Genomic DNA, 23,262 nt, shown 5'->3' on the forward strand with positions numbered 1-23,262 from the left:
AGCTGCGCGGCCAGCGCTTCAATCTCGTGATTGCCGCGCCCGTCGCCGACGCCATCGTCAGCGCAGCCCCCTGCGCCATCATTCCCGCCGACAGCTCCTAACCCGCAGCGCCGGCCGCAGGCCGGCGACTGCGCTGCCCCACCCGTGTGAAGCCCCGCTTCACGCGGCCCAACGTGCTGGCCGCTTTCCGGCAAACCAAACCCTCGCCTCGCTCCCCGCTTCAACCCACCCTTGCCACGCTTGACATCCTTCACACGCCCCTATACCTTTTTATCGCAAGGTAGCTTATGTCGGATGCGAACGAACAATTTGCCGGGCTCCGCAAGGGGCTTTTGGAATTTGCCCTCCTGACCGTGGTGTCGGGACGGACCGTCTATGTGGGCGACATCCTCACGACCTTGGCTCCCACGCCGTTCGCCACCCAGGAAGGCACCCTCTACCCCCTCCTCTCGAAGCTCCGCCGGGAGGAATACGTCGATTACGAATGGGTCGAGAGCGGCCAGGGCCCGCCGCGGAAATATTACCGGCTCACCGATAAGGGCGCGTCGCGCCTCGACGAACTGGCCGCCTATTGGCGCCACCTCACCACCACCCTCGAAAGCTTGGGGCGCTAAGACTCATGGAACGCGTTGTCACCATCAATCTCGCCGGCAATCCCTATCAGCTTGAGGAGCCGGCCTACGACGCCCTGCGCGCCTACATCGCCCGCGCCGAAGCCGCGCTCGCCGCCAACCCCGACAAGGCCGAGATCGTGCGCGATCTGCAGCAAGCCATCGCCGACAAGTGCAACGTCTATCTCTCACCCGGCAAGAGCGTGATCTCGCACACGGAGATGGCGCGCATCATCGAAGAGATGGGCCCCGTGGAGGGCGGCGCCGAGCCGCGTGAAGAGCCGCGCGCCGAACAGGCAAGCTATGAAGGCCCACGCAAGCGCCTCTATCGCATCAAGGAAGGCGCCAATATCGCCGGCGTCTGCACCGGCATCGCCGCCTATTTCGATCTCGACGTCAACATCATCCGCTTGCTCTTCATCATCGCCGCGATCGCGACCTCGGGCGGCATGATCCTGATCTACATCGCGATGATGTTCCTGATCCCCTCAGCCAATACCAGCGCGGAATGGGCGGCCGCGCGCGGCGTCCCTTTTAACGCCCAAGAGATCATCGATCGCGCAAAACACGAATATCGCAACTTCACCGAAGAGAACGGCAAATCCTGGCGCGCGCAGATGCGCGCCCAGCGCCGCGCCTGGAACGCGCAAATGCGCAGCTGGGATCAATCCTGGCGCTCCAGCGATCACGGCGCCGGCCCCTCCGCCGCGCCCGCGCAGCCGGCCGGTTACCTGACGCGCGTGTTCGCCGGCTTCATGGCCTTCATCTTCAGCATCATCACCGCCGCGCTGCTGATCGCGTTCCTTGTCGCGTTCTTCTCGCTGCTCGGCGCGGGCTCGATCCTGAGCTGGACGCCGCCGGCGGACGTGCCGCTTTGGCTGGCCATCGTTGTGCTCTGCATCGTCTATGCAGCAATCTCGGCGCCGTTCAGCGCCTTGCGCAAAGCCTCCTACGCCACTGTCAGCGGTCGTCCGCAAAGCGGCGGCGGCGACGGGATCGTCACCCTCATTATCGTGGCCGTCGTCGCCTGGTTCGCGTGGATGTATCTGCCGGAAGCGCGCGAATTGATGGAAGGCGCCTATCTCGTCATCCGCGACTTCTCAGAACACTGGACCAAGGTCTGGAACTGATTTCGCAAATCGCTCCATAGCCTAGGGCGCGACTTTCGGGTCGCGCCCCTTTTTTTGTTCAACCCCAGGGACCGCGTTTGCCGGGCGTCGCCGCCACTGGCGCAGCTTGCGGCGCGCTGACGCGTCCGCCCGCGAACTTGACCAGCGCCTCAATGCGCTTGCCGATCGGCGGGTGCGTCGCAAACATCGAGGCGAAATCCGAGTGCGGGTTCTCAATAAACATCTCGCGCACTTCCGACGGCGCGTTCACCGCCGCGTTGCCGGAGATCTTCTGCAACGCCGAGATCATCGCGTCCGGATTCTTGGTCAGCTCCACCGCGCCAGCGTCGGCGAGATATTCCCGCCGCCGCGACAGCGCAAAACGAATGACGATCGCCAACGCATAGGCAATCGCAATCATGGCGAGCGCCACCAGGATGGCGATAAACGCGCCGCCCGCATTGCGATTGTCGCCAGACGACGATGAGCGCGTCCGCGTGCCGCCACCCGAATGCCAAAGCCCACGGAACGCCATCTCGCCCACGAACGAGAAGATGCCGACGAACACCACGGCGATGACAAGCAAGCGCACGTCGGCGTTTTGAATATGCGTCAGCTCGTGCGCGAGCACCGCTTCAAGCTCTTCATCATTTAATGTGTTCATCAATCCCCGGGTCACGGTGATCGAGTATTGTCCCTTGTGGAGCCCCGTCGCGAACGCGTTCAGTCCGTCGGTCTCCATGATCCGCAGCGCAGGCATGGTGAGGCCGCGCGAGATGCAGAGGTTCTCAAGCAGATTGTAGAGTTTCGGCTCCTGGCTGCGCTCCACTTTGCGCGCACCGGTCGCCGCGTCGATTATGCCCTGATAGAAGAGATAGGCGATGCCAAACCAAACCAGCGCACCCACGATGGCGAACGGCCAAGCGTTGGCCATCGCGTCGCCGGCCCAGATGAAATAGCCCGCGACCGGATCGTTGCCGGAGTACGTGCCGCTCAGCCCCGCGAACAGCAGGAAGAGCGCATAGGTCAGCAACAACAACAGGATTGGAAAACCGGCCATGAGCAGGACGGTCTTCCAATTGTTGTTCCAGATATGAGTCTGGAGGCCGAAGGCGCCGCCCACTGGCGTCGCTCCTTAGTTGAACTTCACCTGCGGCGGGGCGGCGTCCATCGAAGCACGGCTTTCTTCGCCGACATCGAAGAAGTCGCGCGGTCCGAAGCCGAACATGCCAGCGAAGATCACGGCCGGGAATTGTTCGCGCGCGGTGTTGTATTCGCCGACGGCGTTGTTGAAGAAGCGGCGCGCGGCGGCGAGCTTGTTCTCGATGTCCGAGAGTTCAGCCTGCAATTGCTGGAAATTCGTATTGGCTTTCAGGTCCGGATAGGCCTCCGCCAACGCGATCAAACGGCCCAGGGCCGCACCCAGCACGCCTTCGGCGGCGCCCATCGCCTTGGGATCGCCGGTGCGCTCGGCGCTCACCGCCGCATTCCGCGCTTGGATCACGGCTTCAAGCGTGCCCTTTTCGTGGCTCGCATAGCCCTTCACCGTCTCGACCAGGTTCGGGATCAGGTCGTGGCGTTGCTTCAGTTGGACGTCGATGTCGGCAAACGCCTGATTGCAATTCTGCCTCAGCGCGACGAGGCGGTTATAGATGCCGATCAGCAGCACCGCCAAGACGACGACGATGATCAGGACGATAAGTAGGCCGCTCATTGAGGCTCCCTCTGACTACGAGTCATGGGCCTACATACAGGAAAGCCCAGGCGGGAGCACGTTTTCAGTGTGACCGTGGTCTCTAAAAAAACGCCGCCGGCTCCCTAGCCGATCACGTCAGAGAAACGCCCGGAGCGCGAAAAGCCCTTGGGCGCCACCTTGCCGGCGCCGCCGCGCTTACCGCGATAGTCCTTCCATTCCGCCACCACGCGGGTGCGGCCTGCGGAATCCTCCCAGCTCAGGCCCTCTTCCTTCCCGAAGGTCTTCACGTCCGCGAGACCCCGGTCGGCATAGCTCTGCAATTTCACGCCCTTGCCGCGCGTCATCTCGGGCAATTCGGAGAGTGGGAAGATCAGCAGCTTCTTGCGCTCGCCGATGACGGCCACCTGATCGCCCACCACTTTCGCCGCCTGCATCGCGCGGCCATTGAGGATTTGCTTGCCCGAGCGCTTGGTCGCCAGCATTTCGCTTTCGGGAATGATGAAGCCATAGCCCTCGTGGCTCGCCACCACGCGCTTCGAACCCTCCTCGTATCTGAAGAGCGCCACCGCTTCGTCGATGTCGCCGAGTTCAACGGAGAGGCGCACCGGCTCGCCATGCCCGCGTCCACCCGGCAACTTGTGTACGTCGAGCGTGAACGCTCGACCGTCCGACGCAAAGAGCAGAAGCTTGTCCGTCGTCTCGCACTGCACGATGTGCTGCGGCCCGTCGCCCTCTTTGTATTTGATCTCGGAGAGATCAGCGAGGTGGCCCTTCATGGCGCGGATCCAACCCTTCTCGGAGAGCACGACCGTGACCGGCTCGCGCACGACAAAGGCTTCCACATCGATCTCTGTCGGCACTTCGCCGGCTTCGCCGAGCTCGGTACGGCGCTTGCCCCACGGCGTGCCGGCGCCGAACAATTTCTTGGTTTCCTTCAGCTCGCCCGCGATCTTGCGCCATTGCTTACGCGTGTCTTCGAGCAAGCCTTGCAGCTCCGCCTGCTCGGCGCGCAACGCGGCGTCCTCGCGGCGGATTTCCATTTCTTCCAACTTGCGCAATTGGCGCAGACGCGTGTTGAGAATGGCTTCGGCTTGCGTCTCATTCAGCTTGAAACGCGCGATCAGCTTCGCCTTCGGATCATCCTCGTTGCGGATGATGCGGATGACTTCATCCAGATTGAGATAGACGATCAGCAGGCCCGCCAACACATCCAAGCGTTGCGCGATCTTCTCAAGGCGATAGGCCGTGCGCCGTTGCAGCACATCGCGGCGGTGATCGAGGAACGCGCGCAGCACGTCCTTCAAGCTCATCACGCGCGGCACGCCAGCCGCGTCGAGCACGTTCATGTTGAGCGAAATCCGCGCTTCGAGCGCGGTGAGCTTGAACAAGCTCTCCATCAGCACCGCAGGCTCGACCGTGCGCGATTTCGGCTCAAGCACGAGGCGCATGTCCTCGGCGCTCTCGTCGCGCACGTCGCCCAAAAGCGGCGCTTTCTTGTTTTCGATCACCGCCGCCAAAGCTTCCACCAGCTTCGACTTCTGCACCTGGTACGGAATCTCGGTGACGACGATGCGCCATTGGCCGCGGCCCAAATCTTCCGTCTGCCAGCGCGCGCGCACGCGGAAACCTCCGCGCCCCGTTTCATAAGCTTCGAGGATGCTCTCCGGCGATTCAACGACGATGCCGCCCGTTGGGAAGTCAGGGCCGGGCATGACCTTCAGAAGATCAGCCGTCGTCGCTTTGCCATTGTCGATCAGCAGCAGCGATGCATCGATCAATTCCGCCACGTTGTGCGGCGGCACAGAGCACGCCATGCCGACGGCGATGCCGGCCGCGCCATTCGCCAACAAGTTGGGAAACGCCGCCGGCAGAACGACCGGCTCTTCCTTCGAGCCGTCATAACTTGGCCGGAAATCCACGGCATCTTCATCGATGCCCTCAAGCAGCGCTTCCGCTGCTTTGGTCATGCGGCTTTCGGTGTAGCGCATGGCGGCGGGGCTATCGCCGTCGATGTTGCCGAAATTGCCCTGGCCGTCGATCAGCGGGTAACGCGAGTTGAAATCCTGCGCCAAACGCACGAGCGCGTCATAGATCGATTGGTCGCCGTGCGGGTGATAATCGCCCATCACGTCGCCGACGACTTTCGCGGATTTGCGGAACGCGGCGTCGGCGGTGAGGTTCAGCCGCTTCATCGCGTAGAGCACGCGACGGTGCACCGGCTTCAACCCGTCGCGCACATCCGGCAGCGCCCGGCTCGTGATCGTGGAGAGCGCGTAGGCGAGATAGCGCTTCGCCAGCGCCTCGCCGATCGGCTCCTCAACAATGCGCCCGCCTTCTTCCGGGGTCCGTGTCGCGTCGTCAGCCATTCTAGCTTCCAGGTGTCAGGTACCAGGTTTCAGGTGTCAGAATTCGCCGCCGAACGCCAGCGGGCGCTGACACCTGATTCGTGACACCTGACACCTGCTAATCAGAGTCGGCCAGCAAAACCCAAGCGCTCGATCAGTCTGCGCCGTGCTTCTGGCAGCCCCTCGCCCTTTTGATCGAACAATCGGCGCTCAATGAAGTAGCCGGCGATGGCAAAGGCGTCGGCGACGTCGCCCGATTCCAGTTCCGCTTCCGAATTGACCAGGAACGGCGGCAGGCGGAACAGCACATCCTTGTGCGGCGCGCCCGCTTCGTAGGTCGCCGCTCGGCCGGTACGCGGACTGACCCAAGCCAGGTTCTCCGTCTCGCCCGTCACCGCGCAGCGTGTGAGATCGAGGCCGTAACCAAGCGCCGAAAGCAGACCCAATTCAAAGCGCGCATAGATCGCGGGCCAAATATCGTGATGCGGCATCGCTTCGATCAACACAATCAGCGCGTCATAAAGTTGCGGATAGGCTTGCCGCTCGGGCGTAGCGCTGCGGATTAGGGTCAAGGCCGAGGAGAGCCCTGCCAACGCAATCGGATCGTCCAATAGGCGCGTCGCGTGCGGCTCGATGAGTTCAAGCGGCGAGTAAAAGCCAAGCTGCTCGGAGAGCCGCGCTTTCCACCCCGCATGCACGACGTTGCCCGCCTGCAGGATCGGTTGCGATTTACGGCCCGCATGCACGACGCCGCCATAGCGGCCATGCTCACGCGAGAACACTTCCGCCACCAGTTTGCCTTCACCGAAATGGCGCGCGCCCAGCACAATGGCGTCGTCGACCCATTCCATCGCCTAAGCTTCGTAGTCCAAGCCCAGCCGCTGATAGAGCGCGCGTTCTTCGGACCAGTTTTCGCGCACCTTCACGTGCAGGAAGAGGTGAATACGGCGATCGAACGCCGCTTCCATTTCCTTACGCGCGGCTTCGCCGATGATCTTGATGGTTTTGCCGCCCGCGCCGATGGCGATTTTGCGCTGGCTCTCGCGCGCAACATAAATCGTCTGATCAATCTTGGCCGAGCCGTCCTTGCGCTCTTCCCACGATTCAGTTTCGACGATCATGTCATAGGGAATTTCGTCGTGCAGACGCAGCATCGCCTTTTCGCGTGTAATCTCAGCTGCCAGCACACGCGCGGGCGCATCCATGGTTTGATCTTCCGGAAAGAGCCAAGGGCCCTCTGGCGCGCGTTCGGCGAGGACGCGCGTGATGTCGTCCACGCCGTCGCCGGTTCTGGCCGAGATCATGAAGACGTCGGTGTAGAGCCCTTCCTCAACGAGCTTCGTCGTCAGCGCCAGCAAAGCGGGGCGCGGCACGAGATCAACTTTGTTCAGAACGAGGATGGAGGCGAGATTCATCTCCTTCAGCTTCGCGGAAATCGCCGCAGCATCCGAGACCGCCAACGCATCAGCGCCCTTCGGGTTTTCCGCCGTGTGGGCCGCCGCATCGACCACGTGAATGACCGCGTCCGCGCCCTCAAGCGCGCTCCAGGCCGCGGCCACCATGGCGCGATCCAGGCGGCGCTTCGGCGCGAACACGCCGGGCGTGTCGATCAGGATCAATTGCACTTCGTCGTGCATGGCGATGCCGCGCACGAGCGCCCGCGTCGTCTGCACCTTTTGCGTCACGGCGGCGACCTTCGCGCCGACGAGCGTGTTTACGAGCGTAGATTTGCCCGCGTTCGGCGCACCCAGCACCGCAACCACGGCACAGCGTTGCTCAGCCATGGACGCCACGCTCCTTCAGAAACGCCGCCGCGGCCGCGCGTTGGGCGTCGCGCTTGGAACCACCCTCGCCCTGCGCCGGCGGAAACCCGTCAACGTGCGCCTCAATGATGAAATGCGGCGCGTGTTCCGGGCCGGTCTGCTTGATCATGACATAGCTCAAACCACGTTTCCGCGCCGCCGCCCACTCCTGCAGCGCGGTTTTGGCGTCCCGCGGCGCTGACTTCACATCGTCGAACGCGTCGCCCCAGAATTTGGTTACGAACGCCCGCGCCGTCTCGAATCCGCCGTCCAGATAGAGCGCCGCGATCACGGATTCGCAGATGTCGGCCAGGATTGCCTCTTTCAGCCGCCCGCCGCTCGCCTCCTCGGAAGGGGAGAGCACAAGCGCCGCGCCCAATTCCGCCGCACGGGCGGCGCGAGCGCAGGCGTGCTTATTGACGAGCGCATTGTAGCGCGGGGCCAATTGCCCCTCGGTCTCATTCTGATGCTCAGCCAGCAAGCGCTCGGCCACGATCAGGCCGAGCACACGGTCGCCGAGGAATTCCAGGCGGTCGTAATCGCGTTTCTTGCGCGCGCCATTGTCCACACTGCCATGCGTCACGGCCTCGCGCAGCAACGCGCGGTCGTTGAACACATAGCCGATGCGTTGTTCCAGCTCAGCGAGCCGGGCGTCGTGATCCCGCCCGCTCATTGCTGCAAGCTCATTCGACCGCCTTCAAGAAGCGTTCGCCGCGGAAGCCGGTGAACAACGTCCATGGCCGGAAGAGCGAGGTTGTTCCGTCAAATGAAACGACGACGAATTGCGCGGGGCCAACGAGATTGTCGTACGGCACATAACCGACGACAGAGGGCACGCGGCTATCGGCCGAATTATCCCGGTCGTCCCCCATCATGAAATAATGGCCTTCGGGCACTTCATAGACGCGCGTGTTGTCGAGTTCGCTGCGGGGATTTTTGTCGAAGACCGTATAGCTGACGCCGTTGGGCAGCGTCTCGCGATAGGCAGGGATGCGTTCGATGAACCCGTCCTCATTCTCAAAGTCGATGACGCCCAATGCTTCGCGTTGCACGGCCTGGCCGTTGATATGCAGCACGCCGTCGATCATCTGGATGCGGTCACCGGGCATGCCGATCACGCGCTTGATGAAGTCGCGATCCGGCTCCGGGGTCGGGCGGAAAACGACAACGTCGCCCTGATGCGGCGCACTGCCGAACAAACGTCCGTGCGGCAGCAAGCCCTCAAGCGGTGCAAACGAGAATCGGCCATAGCCATAGGACCATTTGGTCACCACGATATAATCGCCGATCTCCAGGGTCGGTTGCATCGAGCCCGAAGGAATGCGGAACGGCTGCGCGATCGTGAAGCGCAGCACCATGGCCAGCGCTAGCGCATAGAGGATCGTTTTCACGTTGTCCCAAAAGACGGCCATCGCCGGTTCTGAACTCCCCGTCGTCGACATGCTCATGCGCTTCTCACTCGCGACCCGCCCCGGCGACGCCCCAACCGGGCGCCCAACGACACGAGCGTCTTTTCACTGACGTACCGGGCCCCAGCGCGGCCAAGCTTTTCCCCATCCGGGCGGAGGTATCTCACGCGCCAACACCCGGCTCTGTCGGCGTCAACTCGGCCGAAATAATGACGAAACTGACAGCAAGCGGGTAGTCGTCGGTCAATGTGACATGGATGTATGCGGTATGCCCTGGAGGCGTGAGCTTGGCCAGTCGCGCCGCCGCGCCGTTGGTCAAAATCATGGTCGGCTGGCCGCTGGGCAGGTTCGAGACCCCCATATCGCGCCAGAACACCCCCTGCTTCAGGCCGGTTCCCAGGGCTTTGGCGGTCGCCTCCTTGGCCGCGAAGCGCTTGGCGTAGGTCGCCGCCCGCTCAAGCGGACGCCGTTCGGCGCGGGCGCGTTCCTTGTCCGTGTAAATGCGCTGGATAAACCGGTCGCCAAAACGCTCCAACGTCTTCTCGATCCGGCGGATGTCGATGATATCGGAGCCGATGCCCAGGATCATGCGGCGCTCCGCGCCAGATCGATGCGGCGGCGCATCTCGGCGATCGCATTGGGCAGGCCGACGAAGATGGCCTCACCGACGATGAAATGGCCGATGTTCAGCTCACGCACTTCAGGCACGGCCGCGATTGGCGACACGCTCTCGTAGGTGATGCCGTGGCCGGCGTGGATTTCGAGACCGCGCGCTGCGCCATCCTTAGCGGCGACGCGGATCGCTTCCAACTCGCGCGCGGCGCGCGCCTGGTCGTCCTCGGCGACAGCTTCGCAAAACGCGCCGGTGTGAATCTCCACGACCGGTGCGCCGAGACTCTGCGCAGCTTCCATCTGGCGTAGGTCGGGATCGATAAAGAGCGAGACGCGCACGCCCGCTTCACGCAGCTGGCGCACGAAGGGCGCAACGTGATTGTGCTGGCCGGCGACGTCGAGCCCGCCTTCGGTCGTGCGTTCTTCGCGCCGCTCCGGCACGAGACAAACCGCGTGCGGTTTCACCTTGAGCGCGCTGGCGAGCATTTCCTCCGCGCACGCCATTTCCAGATTGATGGGCAGTTTCACCGCTTCAACCATGCGGAAGAGATCATCCTCGCGCACGTGACGGCGATCTTCGCGAATGTGCAGTGTGATGCCATCCGCGCCGGCTTGTTCGGCGATGATCGCCGCGCGCACCGGATCGGGCGCCGCCCCGCCGCGGGCGTTACGGATGGTGGCGACGTGGTCGATGTTCACGCCAAGCCGCACGCGCGTGCTCATGCGGCGAGACCTCGTGAACCCGGCTTGATTGCCGGCAGGGCCGCCAGATCTGGCGGCAATTGATCGGCGGGATAAGCGGGCGCCGAGACGCTTGCCAGCGAGACGAGCTTCACGCCGATGTCGGCTTTCCCGCCCGAGCGATCGATCAGGCACGCCGCGCCAACGAGTTCGCCCGGGTGACCGCGAATGGCGTCCAAGCATTCGCGCGACGAGAGACCGGTCGTCACGACGTCTTCGACCATCAGCACGCGCTCGCCCTGCTTGATCTCGAAGCCGCGACGCAATTGGAATTCGCCGTTTTCCCGCTCCACGAACATCGCCCGTGCGCCAAGATGGCGCGCCGTCTCATAGCCTGGGATGATCGCCCCCACCGCCGGCGACACGACGGCGTCGATTCTGCCGAACGCAGCTTGCGCCTTCTCGGCGAGCGCCTTGCACAGCCGCTCCGTGCGGGCGGGATCCATGAACACCGCATTCTTCTGGAAGAAGACAGGGGAGTGGAGCCCCGAGGACAGGATGAAATGCCCTTCCAGAAGGGCGCCCGCCGCGCGGAATTCGTCGAGAACTTGGTCTTGATTCATGGCCGCCTAGATAGCCTTCCGCCCGCGCCCCGTCACGTGGCCGCTCAGCCCTTGACCCGTTCGGCTTCCTTCACCGCCCGGATGGCGCGCAACGCGGCCAGGATGTTGGTCAGGTGCTTGGCGTCGGCGACTTCGATATCGAACACCATGTCGAAGAAGTCCGCCGTGCGTTTGGCCAGCCGCAGATTAATGATGTCGCCTTCGTTTTCCGCGATCGTGCGGCACAGGTCCGCCAGCACGCCGCGCTTGTTTTCCACAGTCACCAGCACGCGGCTGGTCGCGAGCGCGCGATTGAGCGCCGTTGGCGTCCAAGCCAGATCGACCCAGGTGACATCCTTGTCGTCCTCCAGCGCCGCGAGTTGCTCGCAGTCGATTGTGTGGATGACCACACCTTTGTTCGGAATCTGCACGCCAATGATACGGTCGCCCGGGATCGGCGAGCAGCACTCGGCGAAATGCAGCGCCACACCGGGCGTGAGATCGCCGCCCTTGACGTAGAGCTTGGCCTTCTCCGCATCCATCGGCTTGCGGCCGGAATCCTTGCGGACTCGCTCTTCGAGCCCCGGAAAGGCGGCGACAGCGACGGCGTTGGCCTTCAACGCGCCTTCGCCCACCGCGATGAAGACATCCTCTTCGTCTTCCTTGCCCAAACGTTCGGCCGCCTGCTGAAGCGCGGTATCGGCCAGTTCGTGCCCATAGCGATGCAAAGCATGGGCGACGAGATCACGGCCAAGGCGGATGAATTCGTCACGCTTGGCTTGCCGCTCCAGGCGTCGTTGCGCGGATTTCGCGCGGCCGGTTTTGGTCAACGCTTCGAAGCCCGGCACCGGCGCGACTTTGTCGCCGATAATGATTTCCACGACATCGCCATTGCGCAGCGACGTGCGCAAAGGGCGCTCGACGCCGTTGATCTTCGCGCCGGTCGTGCGGTCGCCAATGCCGGAGTGCACGGCGTAGGCGAAGTCAAGCGGCGTCGCGCCCTGCGGCAGCGGGATCAACGCGCCCTTGGGCGTGAAGGCGAAAACGTGATCCTGGTACATTTCGAGCTTGGCGTGCTCGAGGAATTCCGAAGCGTCACCGCCGTGCTCGGCGATTTCCAACAGCGAGCGCGTGGCCTCGCGCGCATCAAGCCCCACCGAGGCGGCGGTCTCTTCGTCGAAGCCGTAGGATTCATTCTTGTAGCGCCAGTGCGCGGCGACGCCGTTTTCGGCGATCTGATCCATGTCCTCGGTGCGGATTTGGATTTCGACACGGACATTGCCCGGGCCGATCACGATCGTGTGGATCGAGCGGTAGCCGTTCGGCTTCGGGTTCGAGATATAATCCTCGACCTTGTCCGGCACACAGCGCCACGTCTGGTGCACGAGACCCAGGGCGCGATAACAATCGTTCGCGTCGCTGACGATCACGCGGAATGCATAGACGTCGGCGAGATCGGAAAACTCCACACTCTTGCGCTGCAGCTTGCGCCAGATCGAATAGGCCTGCTTCTCGCGCCCGTACACGCGCGCATCGATGCCGGCGAACTCGAACACTTCCATGATGGTCTGAATGATGATGGCGACATTGGCGCCCTTTTCGACGCGCAGCTGTTCAAGGCGCGCATTGATCGCCGCTTCGGCTTCGGGAAACGCTTCGTGGAAGGAGAGGTTCTCCAACTCACGCGCCATCTTCTCCATGCCGATGCGGCGCGCGAGCGGGGCGTAAATTTCCAGCGTTTCGGTGGCGATGCGCCGGCGTTTCGTTGGGTTCGGAATGTGGCTCAGCGTGCGCATGTTGTGCAGGCGATCCGCCAGCTTCACGATCAGAACGCGCACGTCCTTCGACATCGCGAGGATGAATTTCTGCAGGTTCTGCGCCTGCTTATTCTCCTCGGATTGGATTTCGAGCTTCGAAAGCTTGGTGACGCCCTCAACCAGATCGGCGATCTGCGCGCCGAAGCTGGCTTCGATCTCTTCGCGCGTAGCGTCGGTGTCTTCGATCGTGTCGTGCAGCAGGCCCGCGACGATCGTGGCGGCATCGAGCTTATACTCGGTGAGAATGCCCGCGACCTGAATGGGGTGCGCGAAATACGGGTCGCCGGAATGGCGCTTCTGACTGCCATGCTTCACCGTCGCGTACACGTACGCGCGGTTCACCAAGCTTTCATCGAGCGAGGGATCGTACTCGCGCATCCGCTCCACCAGCTCGAACTGGCGGAGGAAGCGTGTGCGTGGCGGCGCATCTCCCGCGCCAGCTGGTTTAGAGCCGGCGGGGATCTTGGCGGCGACAGCGTCGTCACCGCCCGCCATCGGCTCAGTACCGTTCGTCGCGCTGCGCTTCGGCTTCTTGCTGCAGCGCGCGCAGCACGTCCTCTTCGCTGGTCTCGACCGGGGCGGCCAGCGCCAGACGATCCTGCTCGTCCTCGGCCTGCGCGGCCGGTGCGACATCCTGGTAGAGGTTCACGTAGCTGTCGCGCAGCTCTTCCGGACTGATCGCGGACTCAGCGATTTCGCGCAACGCCACCACCGGATCTTTATCGCGATCGCGGTCAACCAGCGGCTCGGAGCCCGAGGAAATGTTACGCGCCCGATGGGCGGAGAGCAGCACCAGCGAGAACCGGTTCGGAATTTTATCAACGCAATCTTCGACGGTTACGCGGGCCAAGGCGTGCTTCCTTAAGGTCAGTTGGACGGATCGGGCAGATAAACTAGTGCCCCGCGCGGTATTTCGCAATGCGAAGCACCACCGCAAGCGCGAAAAGGACAGCCCTTCCCTACCCCGCCGGCGGCTGGAAATCACTAATTCGGCGGTAACCCCCGGCCGGAGGGAGGCCCGCGAGCAGCTCCGCGGCGGTCCGCCCCAGTCCTGGGTGCGGCCAGCCCGGGGCCAGCTCCGCCAGCGGCGCCAATACGAACGCCCGCTCGGCCATGCGCGGATGCGGCAACTCAATGCCGTCAAAGAAGCCGCTCAGCCCTCCCATCGCCACAATATCGAGATCGAGCGTGCGTGCGCCCCAACGCTCACGACGCGCGCGGCCAAAGCGCTCCTCAACCAAGCGCAGTAGATCGAAGAGCGCGCGCGGATCGCGATCGCCGACGTCTGCTTCGATCACCGCGTTGAAGTAATCAGGCTGATTGGTTCCCGCGGGCCACGCCGCGGTTTGCCACACGCCGGAACAACGCAGCACGCTCACGCCTTCACTGAGCAACGCATCGCGCGCGCGCGACAGCAAATCGGCGCCCGACACGCCTGCAAAAGGCATGTTGGTTCCCATTGCGATCCAGGCAGTCGTGTTGTGCATGTCCGTTTATTGAATCGCGCGCGTCGCTCTTTGGGACCAAATACGACACATGAATTTACTCGACCGCCTCATTCACCCTGACGAACGCGTCGCGCTCTTCATTGATGGCGCGAACCTCTACTCGGCGGCGAAAGGCCTGACCTTTGACATCGATTACCGCAAGCTCTTGGACGAGTTCAAGCAGCATGGCCGGTTGGTGCGCGCCTATTATTATACGGCGTTGGTGGAGGACCAGGATTTCTCCCCGATCCGGCCGCTCGTCGACTGGCTGGACTACAATGGCTATTCGTTGGTCACGAAGCCCGCGAAGGAATACATCGACCCCAATGGTCGACGCCGCTTCAAGGGCGACATGGATGTCGAGATCACGGTCGACCTGATGCAAGCCAGCGCTTTCGTCGACCACGCCTTCCTCTTCTCCGGCGACGGCGATTTCCGCGCCGCCATCGAGGCGGTGCAGCGCAAGGGGATGCGCGTCAGTGTCGTCTCCACAATCAAGTCGAATCCGCCGATGGCCTCGGACGACGTGCGGCGCGCGGCGGACAATTTTGTCGATCTCGTCGATCTGGCTAATCTAATTGGCCGCCCGCCACGCGAGCGCTCGGAAGGCCGACACGATTATGCCCACGAAGACGAAGATCGAGACTAAGGCCCCGCCCGAAGCGCCGCCAGATTGCCCCCTCTGCCCGCGTCTCGTCGCCTATCGTGAAGCCAATGCGCGCGCCGAGCCGACCTGGTTCAATGGCGCGGCGCCCTCGTTCGGCGACCCGGATGCGCGGTTGCTCATCGTAGGTCTGGCCCCGGGCCGTACAGGCGCCAACCGCACCGGCCGCCCGTTCACCGGCGACTACGCCGGCGACCTGCTCTACGGCACGCTGAAAAAACTCCAGCTGGCGGAAGGCGAGTATCGCGCCGATCCAAATGACGGCTTCACCCTGAAAGGGGCGATGATCACCAATGCGGTGCGCTGCGCGCCACCAGAAAACAAACCCACTCCCGCCGAGATCGCGACCTGCCGGCCCTTCCTCAGCGCGCGCACGCAGGCTCTCCCGAACCTGCGCGCGATCATGGCGCTCGGCTCGATCGCGCACGAGAGCGTGTTGCGGGCGCACGGGCTGAAGCCGACAGCGGCGAAGTTCGGCCACGGCGTCGAAACGGCCCTGCCGGGCGGGGCGTGGTTGGTGTCGAGCTATCATTGCTCGCGCTATAATACGCAGACGCGCCGGCTCACCGCTGAAATGTTCGAAGCCGTGATGGCCCGCGCGAAACAGCTTGCCTTCGCCTAGGCGGCCAATGCGTCACAGCCCATAGGTCGCATATTGGGCGCCGATGCCGGGCTCAGCGGCTTCGGCGCGTGCAAGATCGGTCGCGGCCTCATCCTTGGCGCCCAACCCCTGACGCGCCAAGCCGCGCCCGTAGAGGTAATGTCCGTTGTTCGGCTCAAGCGCCAAGGCCGCATCGTAATCGGCGAAGGCCGCTTGGAAGTCGCCGCGCTTCAGATGCACAAGCCCGCGGCTATCAAGCACGGCGCCGTAGCGCGCATTCAGACGGATCGCCGCATCACAATCAGCAAGCGCGAGATCCAAATCATCGCCGTTCACAGCGCGCGTCCAGCAACGATTGTTGAGGAGTTCAACATTGGTCGGATCCTGGGCCAATGCCTGATCCAGCCACGCGATCTCACCGCGCCAAGGATCAACCACATATTCCAACGCCTCCGCGCGGCGCCGCAGCGCCATGTCGAAGTCAGGCTGAATGGCGAGCGCGGCGTCATAACTCGCCACGGCGCTCTCGTACGCGCCCCGATCATGGTGCACCGCGCCGCGTTCGAAATACGCCAAGGCGTTCTCCGCATCGATGCGCAGGGCGCGGCCAAAATCGGCCACAGCCCGGGCATGTTCGCCAAGCCGCGCCCGTTGCGATCCACGGCTTATGAGGGCCTGCACGCGCCGATCATCGCTCACACCCGGGTCGGCGATGATCGCCGAGCAATCGATCAAGCGCTGCTGCGGAAACATGCTGGTTTGGCAGGAATTGTAGCGCTGCTCAGCTAAGACTTCGGGATCGCTCGGCGCACACGCCGCCAGCGCCAGGGCGCAGAGGACGAGCGCGGGGCGCATCAACCGCGATCCCGGATCAAGCGCGCCTGCTGGCGCTTCCAGTCGCGATCCTTTGACGCTTCGCGCTTGTCGTGCGCCTTCTTGCCCTTGGCGAGCGCGATCTCGAGTTTGGCGACGCCGCGATCGTTGAAATAGAGCTTGAGCGGGGCGATCGTGCGTCCCTCGCGCTCCACCGCGCCGACCAGCTTCTTCAGCTCACGCGATTTCACCAAGAGCTTCCGCGGACGGCGCGGCTCGTGATTGAACTGCGCCGCCGGCGCGTATTCTGGAATATACGCGTTGATCAGCCACAATTCGCCCTTCTCCGGGCTGGCGTAGCTCTCGGCGATATTGGCGCGACCGCTGCGCAGCGCCTTGACCTCGGTGCCCAGCAATTGAATGCCGGCTTCCATCGTTTCTTCGATCAGATAATCGAAACGGGCGCGTCGGTTCTCGGCGACCAGCTTGCGATTGTCGGCTTCCTTCTTCTTGGCCATGGCCTAAATCAGCCCCGCCTGTGTCATGGCCTGACGCACCTGCGCCTTCGCGCCATCCGTCAGCGTGAGGATCGGCAAGCGCACGTCTTCCGTGCACAATCCCAACAGCGCACACGCGAATTTTGCGGGTGCGGGCGATGGTTCGACGAACATGGCTTTGTGCAGCGGCGCCAGCCGATCATCGATCGCGCGCGCCGCGTCGAACGCGCCCTGCGCGGTCAGATTTTGGATTTCAGCGCAAAGCCTCGGCGCCACGTTCGCCGTCACCGAAATCACGCCCTTGCCGCCATGGGCGTTGAACCCAAGCGCGCTCGGGTCGTCGCCCGAGATGAGAATGAATTTGTCGCCAGCCAAGGCGCGGTGGCGCGCCAGGCGCGTCATGTCGCCTGTCGCATCCTTCACGCCTAGACCATGCTTGAGCGCAGCGATCCTGCCCATCGTCTCGACGCTGATGTCGACCATCGTCCGCGACGGCACGTTGTATGCGACGATGGGAATATCGACGGCGTCATTGATGGCCTTGAAGTGCGCGAAGATGCCGTCCTGACTGGGCTTGCTGTAATAGGGCGCGACGACCAGTACGGCATCGGCGCCGGCGCGCTTCGCGTGCTTGGCGAGTTCGATGGCGTGCGCGGTATTGTTAGAGCCCGCGCCGGCGATCACCGGCACGCGCCCGTCCGCCGCCTCCACACACAATTCGACCACGCGCACATGCTCGTCCAAGCTCAGCGTCGACGCCTCGCCGGTGGTGCCGCAGGGAACAAGTCCATGTGAACCTTCAGCAATCTGGCGCTCGACCAGCGCCTGGAAGGCTTGTTCATCTACGATTCCGTTTCGGAATGGCGTAATGAGAGCTGGGATCGAGCCGTGAATCATCGTGCGGTCTGGACGGGATGGCATTGGCGCGATTCCTGCCACACTGTGCGGCAAGGTTAAATAGCGCTCGGCCCTTCCGGACACCTCGGAAGGCCCTTGTTTCGGAATGGTGCGGAGGGAGAGACATGGATGCAGCGCGGCTGATCCGCGTCGGCTTGGCGGTCGTGGCCTGCAGCGCCCTGTTGGGCTCGGGCGAGGCTGGCCTATCCACAGCCCAGCCCCGCCCCGCAACCGCGGAATCCGCCGCCTACACAGCACCGCCGGGACTGCCGGTTTCGGCCGAGCGCATGCGTTTGCGCGATGGTTTGGCGGCCGCCGAGCAGCGTGACTGGGTGGGGCTCGCACAATTGCGCGACAACGCGTCCGATCCGCTCGTGCGACGTATGCTGCAATGGCGCTGGGCCGCCTCGACGGATGCGCCGCTCTACTTTGACGACCTTTCCCGCGCGCTCAACGATCTCCAGGGCTGGCCGGGCCGCACCACGATGCGGACGCGCGCGGAGCAGGCCATCCTGGATTCGCGGCTCTCGGCGTCGGAGCGTGTCGCCTTTCTGCGCAGCGACAATGGCCCCGCCACCGGCGACGGCCGCGTCGCGCTGGCGCTGGCGCTTCAAGAACTTGGCCAGCGCGCCGAAGCCAACGAGATCGCCCGCGCTTCCTGGCGTGAGGACGTGTTGAGCACGAACGCCGAGGATCGCGTGATGGCCGCGTTCTCTTCGGCGCTCACCGCGGAGGATCACGCCGCGCGCGTCGACGCACTCCTTTGGCGCGACCAGCGCACCGCCGCCCAACGCCTGATGCCGCGCATCCCGACGGCGGATCGCCTGGTCGCTACCGCGCGTATCGCGCTGCAGACGCGCCAACGTCGCGGTCTGCAAGCGGCGGTCGACGCGGTGCCGGCGTCGCGTCAAGACAATCCGGGCTTCATGTACGATCGCGCACAATATCGCCGTCGTACCGGCAATCCCGAAGAAGCGCTGCCGCTGATGGTCGAAATTGATCCGCGCCAAGCGCCGATGGCCGCGCGAGACGACATCTTTCGCGAGCGCCGCCTCTACCTGCCGCGCGCGCTCCGCGCCGGCAATTATCGCCAAGCCTACCAGCTCGTCTCCAATCATGGTTTGACCTCGGGCGAATCCTTCGCCGACGCCGAATGGCTTGCCGGCTGGCTCTCGCTGCGCTTTCTCAATCAGCCGCAACGCGCGCTGGAACATTTTTCGCACCTGAGCGAGAATGTCTCTTCGCCGGTCAGCTTGTCGCGCGCGCTCTATTGGCGCGCCGAAGCCACGCGGGCGCTCGGCCGCAATGGCGAGGCCGATCAACTTTACGATCAGGCCGCCCGCTTCAACTTCACCTATTACGGGCAACTCGCCGCCACGCGCGGCAACCGCACGGCGACGCTCTCACTGCCGGACACGGCGCAAGTCTCTAGTGCGGCGCGCGAGCGCTTCAACAATCGCGAACTCGTACAGGCGCTGCGTCTCATGTCGGAGGTCGGCACGCAGCGGGACTTTGAATCGATCGCCTTCTATCTCGACGACACGCTCGACGACCCGATGGAGCTTGAACTGCTGTCGGCCATGGCGCGCGAGCAGAATTATCAGCGCACCGCCCTGCGCAGCGCCAAAGCGGGCCTGTTCCGCAACGTCGTCGCCACCAACGCGGCCTACCCAACCATCGAGTTGCCGTCTGTCGTGCGCTCCGGCAATCGCATCGAGCCGGCGCTCGTGCATGCGATCATTCGGCAGGAGAGCGAGTTCGACCCTTCCGCGATCTCGAACGCCAACGCGCGCGGTCTCATGCAGCTCATTCCATCGACAGCCCAATTACAGGCGCGGCGCGAGGGCCTGACTTATGAACGCGCGGCGCTCACCAGCGACCCCCAATACAATGTCACGCTTGGGTCCGCGCACCTTGCCGATCTGATCGACGATTTCGGCGGCTCTTACGTGTTGGCGATCGCGTCCTACAACGCAGGCCCACAGAATACGCGCAACTGGATCAATGATTGGGGCGATCCCCGCTCGCGCTCGGTGGACGTCGTGGATTGGATCGAGCTCATCCCGTTCTCCGAGACGCGCAATTATGTGCAGCGGGTGACTGAAAACCTGCAGGTCTATCGCCACCGGCTCGCGGCGCGACCGGTCGAGATTCAGCTTGAACGTGACCTGCAGCGCGGGCGTTATTGAACCGCGAGCGCGGTCACGAACGTCTCGGCGTCAACATTGCCGCCGCTGGCGATGATGGCGACCGTTTGGCCGGTGACGTCCACGCCGCCTTCAAGGGCTGCCGCCAGCGCGGCCGCACCTGACGGTTCGAGCACGACTTTGAGGTTAAAGAAGGCAAACTTCATCGCCCGGCGCACGGCGTCATTGGACACAATGATGACGCGTTCAAACCGCTTGCGCGCGATCTCGAACGTGATGTCGCCCATGCGGTCGGTGAGCAGGCCGTCACAGATCGAGCGGATCCCAGGCGGATTTTGCTGAATCGCACCTGTCGCCAACGTCCGCGCGATGTCGTCATGCCCCTCCGGCTCGACAACGATCACGCGCGCATTCGGCAGCGCCAAAGACACCCCGGACGCCAGACCGCCGCCCGATGCCTGCACGAAGACAATATCCGGACCGATCTCCTCAGCAATTTCCAAACCCAACGTGCCTTGGCCGGCGATGACGAACGGATCGTCGAACGGCTTGATCAGAGTGCCGCCTTTCTCGCGCAGCAAGCGCGCGCCAATCTCCTCGCGGCTTTCGCCAACGCGGTCGTAAGTGACCACGTCCGCGCCCAGCGATCGCGTTGTCTCCAACTTAATCTTCGGCGCATCCGCGGGCATGACGATGGTGGCGGGAACGCCAAAATGCTTGGCGGCCGTCGACACCGCGATCGCATGATTGCCTGAGGAGAATGCGATTACGCCTTTCGCGCGCACATCCGGCGCCAGCGCCGAAATCGCATTCGCGGCGCCGCGCATCTTGAACGCGCCGCCACGCTGCAGGCACTCGGCCTTCACGAAGGCCTTCGCGCCAAGGCGCGCGTCCAGCACATCATTGCGCAGAAGCGGCGTGCGCACGGCGATGCCCTTGATGCGGTCGGCGGCGGCTTTCACGTCGTCAATCGTCGGCACGTACATTAGGAGCCTCGTGGTTTGGCGCGGCGCGTCGGCGGCGCGGTCAATGGGTCTTCCGGCCAGGGGTGCTTCGGGTAGCGTCCGCGCATTTCACTGCGAACGGCGGCATACGACCCGCGCCAGAAACCTGGCAAGTCTTTGGTCGTCTGTACCGGCCGATGCGCTGGTGAGAGCAAGCGCAAGCTCAGCGGCACACGGCCATTCGCCACGCTCGGGTGCTTATCCTGCCCAAACAATTCTTGGAGCCGCACATCCAGCGCCGGTCCGCCATCAGCGGCGTAATCGATCCGCAGCGAGGAACCCGCTGGCGTCTCGAACCGTGCCGGCGCTTCGGCATCAAGCTTCCGGCGCAACTCGTAAGGCAACGCGTTCGCCAGCGCCTCGGCAACGTTGACGTCCTTCAACCGCGACTTGCTCATCAGAGCCGGCGCCAGCCAATCATCAAGGGAGGCGATCAACCCCTCATCGCTCCAGTCTGGCCAGCTCTCCGAATCCAGCCCCTGCATGAAGGCGACACGCGCCCGCATCTGCAGGGCTGTCTCATCCCAATCGAGCAGCGCCAAGCCTTCGTCACGCACGGCGCCAAGTAGCGCTTGCTGCAGCTCCTCGCCGCTCAAGCGCTCCAACGGCGCTTCATACAAGACAACACGACCCAATCGCCGCGTTCGCCGCCCACGCACCGCGCCAGTGGCGGCATCAACCGTCGCCGAAGCGGCGGTTTCGATCTCGCGCGCAAACATCGTCTCAATATCGGCCAGTGCAATCGGTGCGCCCAACAGGATTTGCGCGCGGCCAGCGGTCCCAGCAATGTCCGCGATCACCAGAAAAGGCGCGCGCGCCAAGGGCGACGCCGGCTCAATCGTCGCCGCGCGGCCATTGACCATTGTGAACGCGCCGCCGCGCGATTTCGCGACGCGGTCGGGATAGGCCAGCGCCAGCACCGCGCCTGCACGCTCTTCATCCGCGTCGCCCCGCCCGCCGCCGGCGTTGCGCGCGATGCGATCGGCCAAGCTTCGCGCCGCATCCGCGCGCGGGCCACGTTCCGTGACGAAGCGATGCAAGCGCTCACGCAGATCGGCGCTGCGCCCGCCTAGGCCTTGCTCTGTGAGCAGCATGGCGATCCGCGCCGCGAGCAGACCTTCGCCATGGCGCGAAGCCTCAATCACCATATGCGCCAGACGCGGCGGCAAGGGCAGACGCGCCACGGCGGCGCCGTGCTCCGTCAGCCGCCCACTCTCATCCAGCGCGCCAATGCGCCTCAGCAGCGCCATCGCTTCATTCCAAGCCGGCTTCGGCGGCGGATCGAGCCACGCCAATGTCGTCGGATCGCTCACGCCCCACGCGGCCAAATCCAACGCGAGCCCTGAGAGATCGGCATCGAGCATTTCCGGTCGATCAAATTCCGGCAGCGCGCGCGTTTCGCCTTTACTCCAGAGTCGCCAGCAGACGCCGGGCTCCAAGCGCCCGGCACGGCCCGCGCGTTGTGTGATCGCCGCTTGGCTGGCGCGCACGGTTTCGAGCCGTGAAAGCCCGAGCGCTGGTTCAAAACGCGGCCGTCGCGCGAGACCGGCATCGACAACAATGCGCACGCCGTCGATCGTCAAACTGGTTTCGGCGATTGATGTCGCCAACACCACTTTGCGACGCCCCGGCGGCGCCGGCGAAATGGCGGCGTCCTGATCCGCTGGGCTCATCGCGCCATAGAGCGGGCGAATGTCGACGCTGGGATCGCTCAGTGTCGAACGGAGCGCCTCCGCCGTCCGCTCGATTTCGCGGACGCCCGGCAAGAATACGAGCGCGCTGCCGCGCTCGGCCGATAGCGCTGCGCGCACGGCCGCTGCCGTCTCATCCTCCAAGCGCCCACGCGGATCGCGCGGCCGATAGACATGCGCCACCGGAAACATGCGGCCTTCGCTGACGATCACTGGCGCATCGTCCAACAGCGACGCGATCCGGGCCGCATCGAGCGTCGCCGACATCACCACGATTTTCAGATCAGGCCGCAGCGCGCCTTGCGCATCCCGCGCCAACGCCAAACCGAGATCGCCCTCCAAGCTGCGCTCGTGGAATTCATCGAACAGAACCGCCGCGACGCCCTTTAATTCCGGATCGTCCAGGATCATCCGGCTGAACACACCTTCGGTGACGACCTCGACGCGCGTCTTCGGGCCGATCTTGGAATCGAGGCGTACGCGATAGCCGATCGTCTCGCCCACGCGTTCGCTGCGCTCCGCCGCCATCCGCGCCGCCGCCGCCCGCGCCGCAATCCGGCGCGGCGAGAGCAGAACGATCTTGCCGGACTGCGCCCACGGTTCGCCCAGCAGCGCCGGCGGCACGCGGGTTGTCTTGCCCGCGCCAGGGGGCGCCACCAGCACAGCCTCGCTGCGCGCAGCCAAGGCGGCGCGCAGATCGGGCAGAACTTCCTCCACGGGCAAGGACATGCGCTGGAATTAGCCTTTCGCGCCGTCCATGTCTCGCCGCATTGGCGT

At 64.0% G+C, this 23,262-nt stretch carries 23 protein-coding genes; 5 read left to right on the forward strand and 18 right to left on the reverse strand.

From position 1 onward, the window contains the following. Nucleotides 1-287: 287 nt before the first annotated feature. The gene (locus tag VF769_RS03455; RefSeq protein WP_331006972.1) at nucleotides 288-614 is read left to right on the forward strand and encodes a PadR family transcriptional regulator; all 327 of its coding nucleotides are present in this window, start codon (nucleotides 288-290) and stop codon (nucleotides 612-614) included. Between the two features lie 5 nt (nucleotides 615-619). Continuing rightward, nucleotides 620-1,741, forward strand: coding sequence for a PspC domain-containing protein (locus VF769_RS03460; protein WP_331006973.1), 1,122 nt, complete (start codon nucleotides 620-622; stop codon nucleotides 1,739-1,741). Between the two features lie 58 nt (nucleotides 1,742-1,799). Here the strand turns inward: VF769_RS03460 and VF769_RS03465 are convergent, their stop codons facing one another. The 13 genes from VF769_RS03465 to folK form a co-directional block, all read right to left on the reverse strand. Further along, a complete protein-coding gene (locus tag VF769_RS03465; RefSeq protein WP_331006974.1) occupies nucleotides 1,800-2,843 on the reverse strand; it encodes a M48 family metallopeptidase in 1,044 nt (347 codons plus the stop codon). 12 nt (nucleotides 2,844-2,855) lie between these two features. Further along, nucleotides 2,856-3,434, reverse strand: a complete 579-nt coding sequence (locus VF769_RS03470; RefSeq protein ID WP_331006975.1) for a LemA family protein — start codon at nucleotides 3,432-3,434, stop codon at nucleotides 2,856-2,858. 104 nt (nucleotides 3,435-3,538) lie between these two features. Then, nucleotides 3,539-5,782, reverse strand: coding sequence for a DNA topoisomerase IV subunit A (gene parC, locus VF769_RS03475; RefSeq protein ID WP_331006976.1), 2,244 nt, complete (start codon nucleotides 5,780-5,782; stop codon nucleotides 3,539-3,541). A 101-nt stretch (nucleotides 5,783-5,883) separates the two neighbouring features. Continuing rightward, nucleotides 5,884-6,612 carry a DNA repair protein RecO gene (recO, locus tag VF769_RS03480; RefSeq protein WP_331006977.1) on the reverse strand — a complete coding sequence of 243 codons (729 nt, stop codon included), beginning with the start codon at nucleotides 6,610-6,612 and terminating at the stop codon, nucleotides 5,884-5,886. A gap of 3 nt (nucleotides 6,613-6,615) precedes the next feature. Then, nucleotides 6,616-7,545, reverse strand: coding sequence for a GTPase Era (gene era / locus VF769_RS03485; RefSeq protein ID WP_331006978.1), 930 nt, complete (start codon nucleotides 7,543-7,545; stop codon nucleotides 6,616-6,618). After that, on the reverse strand, nucleotides 7,538-8,236 hold the full coding sequence (gene rnc / locus VF769_RS03490) for a ribonuclease III (protein WP_331006979.1): 699 nt from the start codon (nucleotides 8,234-8,236) through the stop codon (nucleotides 7,538-7,540). Before rnc ends, era begins: the two co-directional genes overlap by 8 nt. A 10-nt stretch (nucleotides 8,237-8,246) precedes the next feature. Then, entirely contained in the window at nucleotides 8,247-9,011 is a 765-nt protein-coding gene (gene lepB / locus VF769_RS03495; protein ID WP_331006980.1) for a signal peptidase I, read from the reverse strand. Nucleotides 9,012-9,135: 124 nt separating this feature from the next. Then, a complete protein-coding gene (gene acpS, locus VF769_RS03500) occupies nucleotides 9,136-9,561 on the reverse strand; it encodes a holo-ACP synthase (RefSeq protein ID WP_331006981.1) in 426 nt (141 codons plus the stop codon). Beyond that, complete coding sequence (locus tag VF769_RS03505) at nucleotides 9,558-10,307, reverse strand: pyridoxine 5'-phosphate synthase (RefSeq protein ID WP_331006982.1); 750 nt, start codon at nucleotides 10,305-10,307, stop codon at nucleotides 9,558-9,560. The genes acpS and VF769_RS03505 overlap by 4 nt, the downstream gene beginning before the upstream one ends. Next, on the reverse strand, nucleotides 10,304-10,888 hold the full coding sequence (gene pyrE, locus VF769_RS03510; RefSeq protein ID WP_331006983.1) for an orotate phosphoribosyltransferase: 585 nt from the start codon (nucleotides 10,886-10,888) through the stop codon (nucleotides 10,304-10,306). Before pyrE ends, VF769_RS03505 begins: the two co-directional genes overlap by 4 nt. 44 nt (nucleotides 10,889-10,932) lie before the next feature. Beyond that, nucleotides 10,933-13,179: a bifunctional (p)ppGpp synthetase/guanosine-3',5'-bis(diphosphate) 3'-pyrophosphohydrolase gene (locus tag VF769_RS03515; protein WP_331006984.1), complete on the reverse strand. Its 2,247-nt coding sequence runs from the start codon at nucleotides 13,177-13,179 to the stop codon at nucleotides 10,933-10,935. A 4-nt stretch (nucleotides 13,180-13,183) separates the two neighbouring features. After that, a complete protein-coding gene (gene rpoZ / locus VF769_RS03520) occupies nucleotides 13,184-13,534 on the reverse strand; it encodes a DNA-directed RNA polymerase subunit omega (RefSeq protein ID WP_331006985.1) in 351 nt (116 codons plus the stop codon). Nucleotides 13,535-13,643: 109 nt separating this feature from the next. Beyond that, nucleotides 13,644-14,171, reverse strand: coding sequence for a 2-amino-4-hydroxy-6-hydroxymethyldihydropteridine diphosphokinase (gene folK, locus VF769_RS03525; protein ID WP_331006986.1), 528 nt, complete (start codon nucleotides 14,169-14,171; stop codon nucleotides 13,644-13,646). Nucleotides 14,172-14,220: 49 nt separating this feature from the next. Between folK and VF769_RS03530 the strand changes: the two genes are divergently transcribed. Together VF769_RS03530 and VF769_RS03535 are read left to right on the forward strand one after the other, a co-directional pair. Next, nucleotides 14,221-14,820 (forward strand): NYN domain-containing protein, encoded by a 600-nt coding sequence (locus VF769_RS03530; protein WP_331006987.1) that lies wholly within the window; start codon nucleotides 14,221-14,223, stop codon nucleotides 14,818-14,820. Then, a complete protein-coding gene (locus VF769_RS03535) occupies nucleotides 14,792-15,457 on the forward strand; it encodes a uracil-DNA glycosylase (RefSeq protein ID WP_331006988.1) in 666 nt (221 codons plus the stop codon). The genes VF769_RS03530 and VF769_RS03535 overlap by 29 nt, the downstream gene beginning before the upstream one ends. A 12-nt stretch (nucleotides 15,458-15,469) precedes the next feature. On the opposite strand, the gene VF769_RS03540 is transcribed toward VF769_RS03535, so the two are convergent. From VF769_RS03540 to dapA, 3 genes are read right to left on the reverse strand one after another with little or no spacing between them, the layout of a single operon-like run. Further along, entirely contained in the window at nucleotides 15,470-16,291 is an 822-nt protein-coding gene (locus VF769_RS03540) for a tetratricopeptide repeat protein (protein ID WP_331006989.1), read from the reverse strand. After that, complete coding sequence (smpB, locus tag VF769_RS03545; RefSeq protein WP_331006990.1) at nucleotides 16,291-16,767, reverse strand: SsrA-binding protein SmpB; 477 nt, start codon at nucleotides 16,765-16,767, stop codon at nucleotides 16,291-16,293. The genes VF769_RS03540 and smpB overlap by 1 nt, the downstream gene beginning before the upstream one ends. 3 nt (nucleotides 16,768-16,770) lie before the next feature. Continuing rightward, nucleotides 16,771-17,643, reverse strand: coding sequence for a 4-hydroxy-tetrahydrodipicolinate synthase (gene dapA / locus VF769_RS03550; RefSeq protein ID WP_349258090.1), 873 nt, complete (start codon nucleotides 17,641-17,643; stop codon nucleotides 16,771-16,773). 125 nt (nucleotides 17,644-17,768) lie between these two features. Between dapA and VF769_RS03555 the strand changes: the two genes are divergently transcribed. Then, nucleotides 17,769-19,832 (forward strand): lytic transglycosylase domain-containing protein, encoded by a 2,064-nt coding sequence (locus tag VF769_RS03555; RefSeq protein ID WP_331006992.1) that lies wholly within the window; start codon nucleotides 17,769-17,771, stop codon nucleotides 19,830-19,832. Here the strand turns inward: VF769_RS03555 and VF769_RS03560 are convergent. Next, nucleotides 19,826-20,770 (reverse strand): threonine ammonia-lyase, encoded by a 945-nt coding sequence (locus tag VF769_RS03560; RefSeq protein ID WP_414731761.1) that lies wholly within the window; start codon nucleotides 20,768-20,770, stop codon nucleotides 19,826-19,828. The genes VF769_RS03555 and VF769_RS03560 overlap by 7 nt on opposite strands. Nucleotides 20,771-20,775: 5 nt before the next feature. Next, nucleotides 20,776-23,214, reverse strand: coding sequence for an ATP-dependent helicase HrpB (hrpB, locus tag VF769_RS03565; protein ID WP_331006994.1), 2,439 nt, complete (start codon nucleotides 23,212-23,214; stop codon nucleotides 20,776-20,778). Nucleotides 23,215-23,262 lie beyond the last annotated feature (48 nt).

The sequence above is a fragment of the Vitreimonas sp. genome, from assembly GCF_036392335.1.
GTDB lineage: Bacteria > Pseudomonadota > Alphaproteobacteria > Caulobacterales > Aquidulcibacteraceae > Vitreimonas.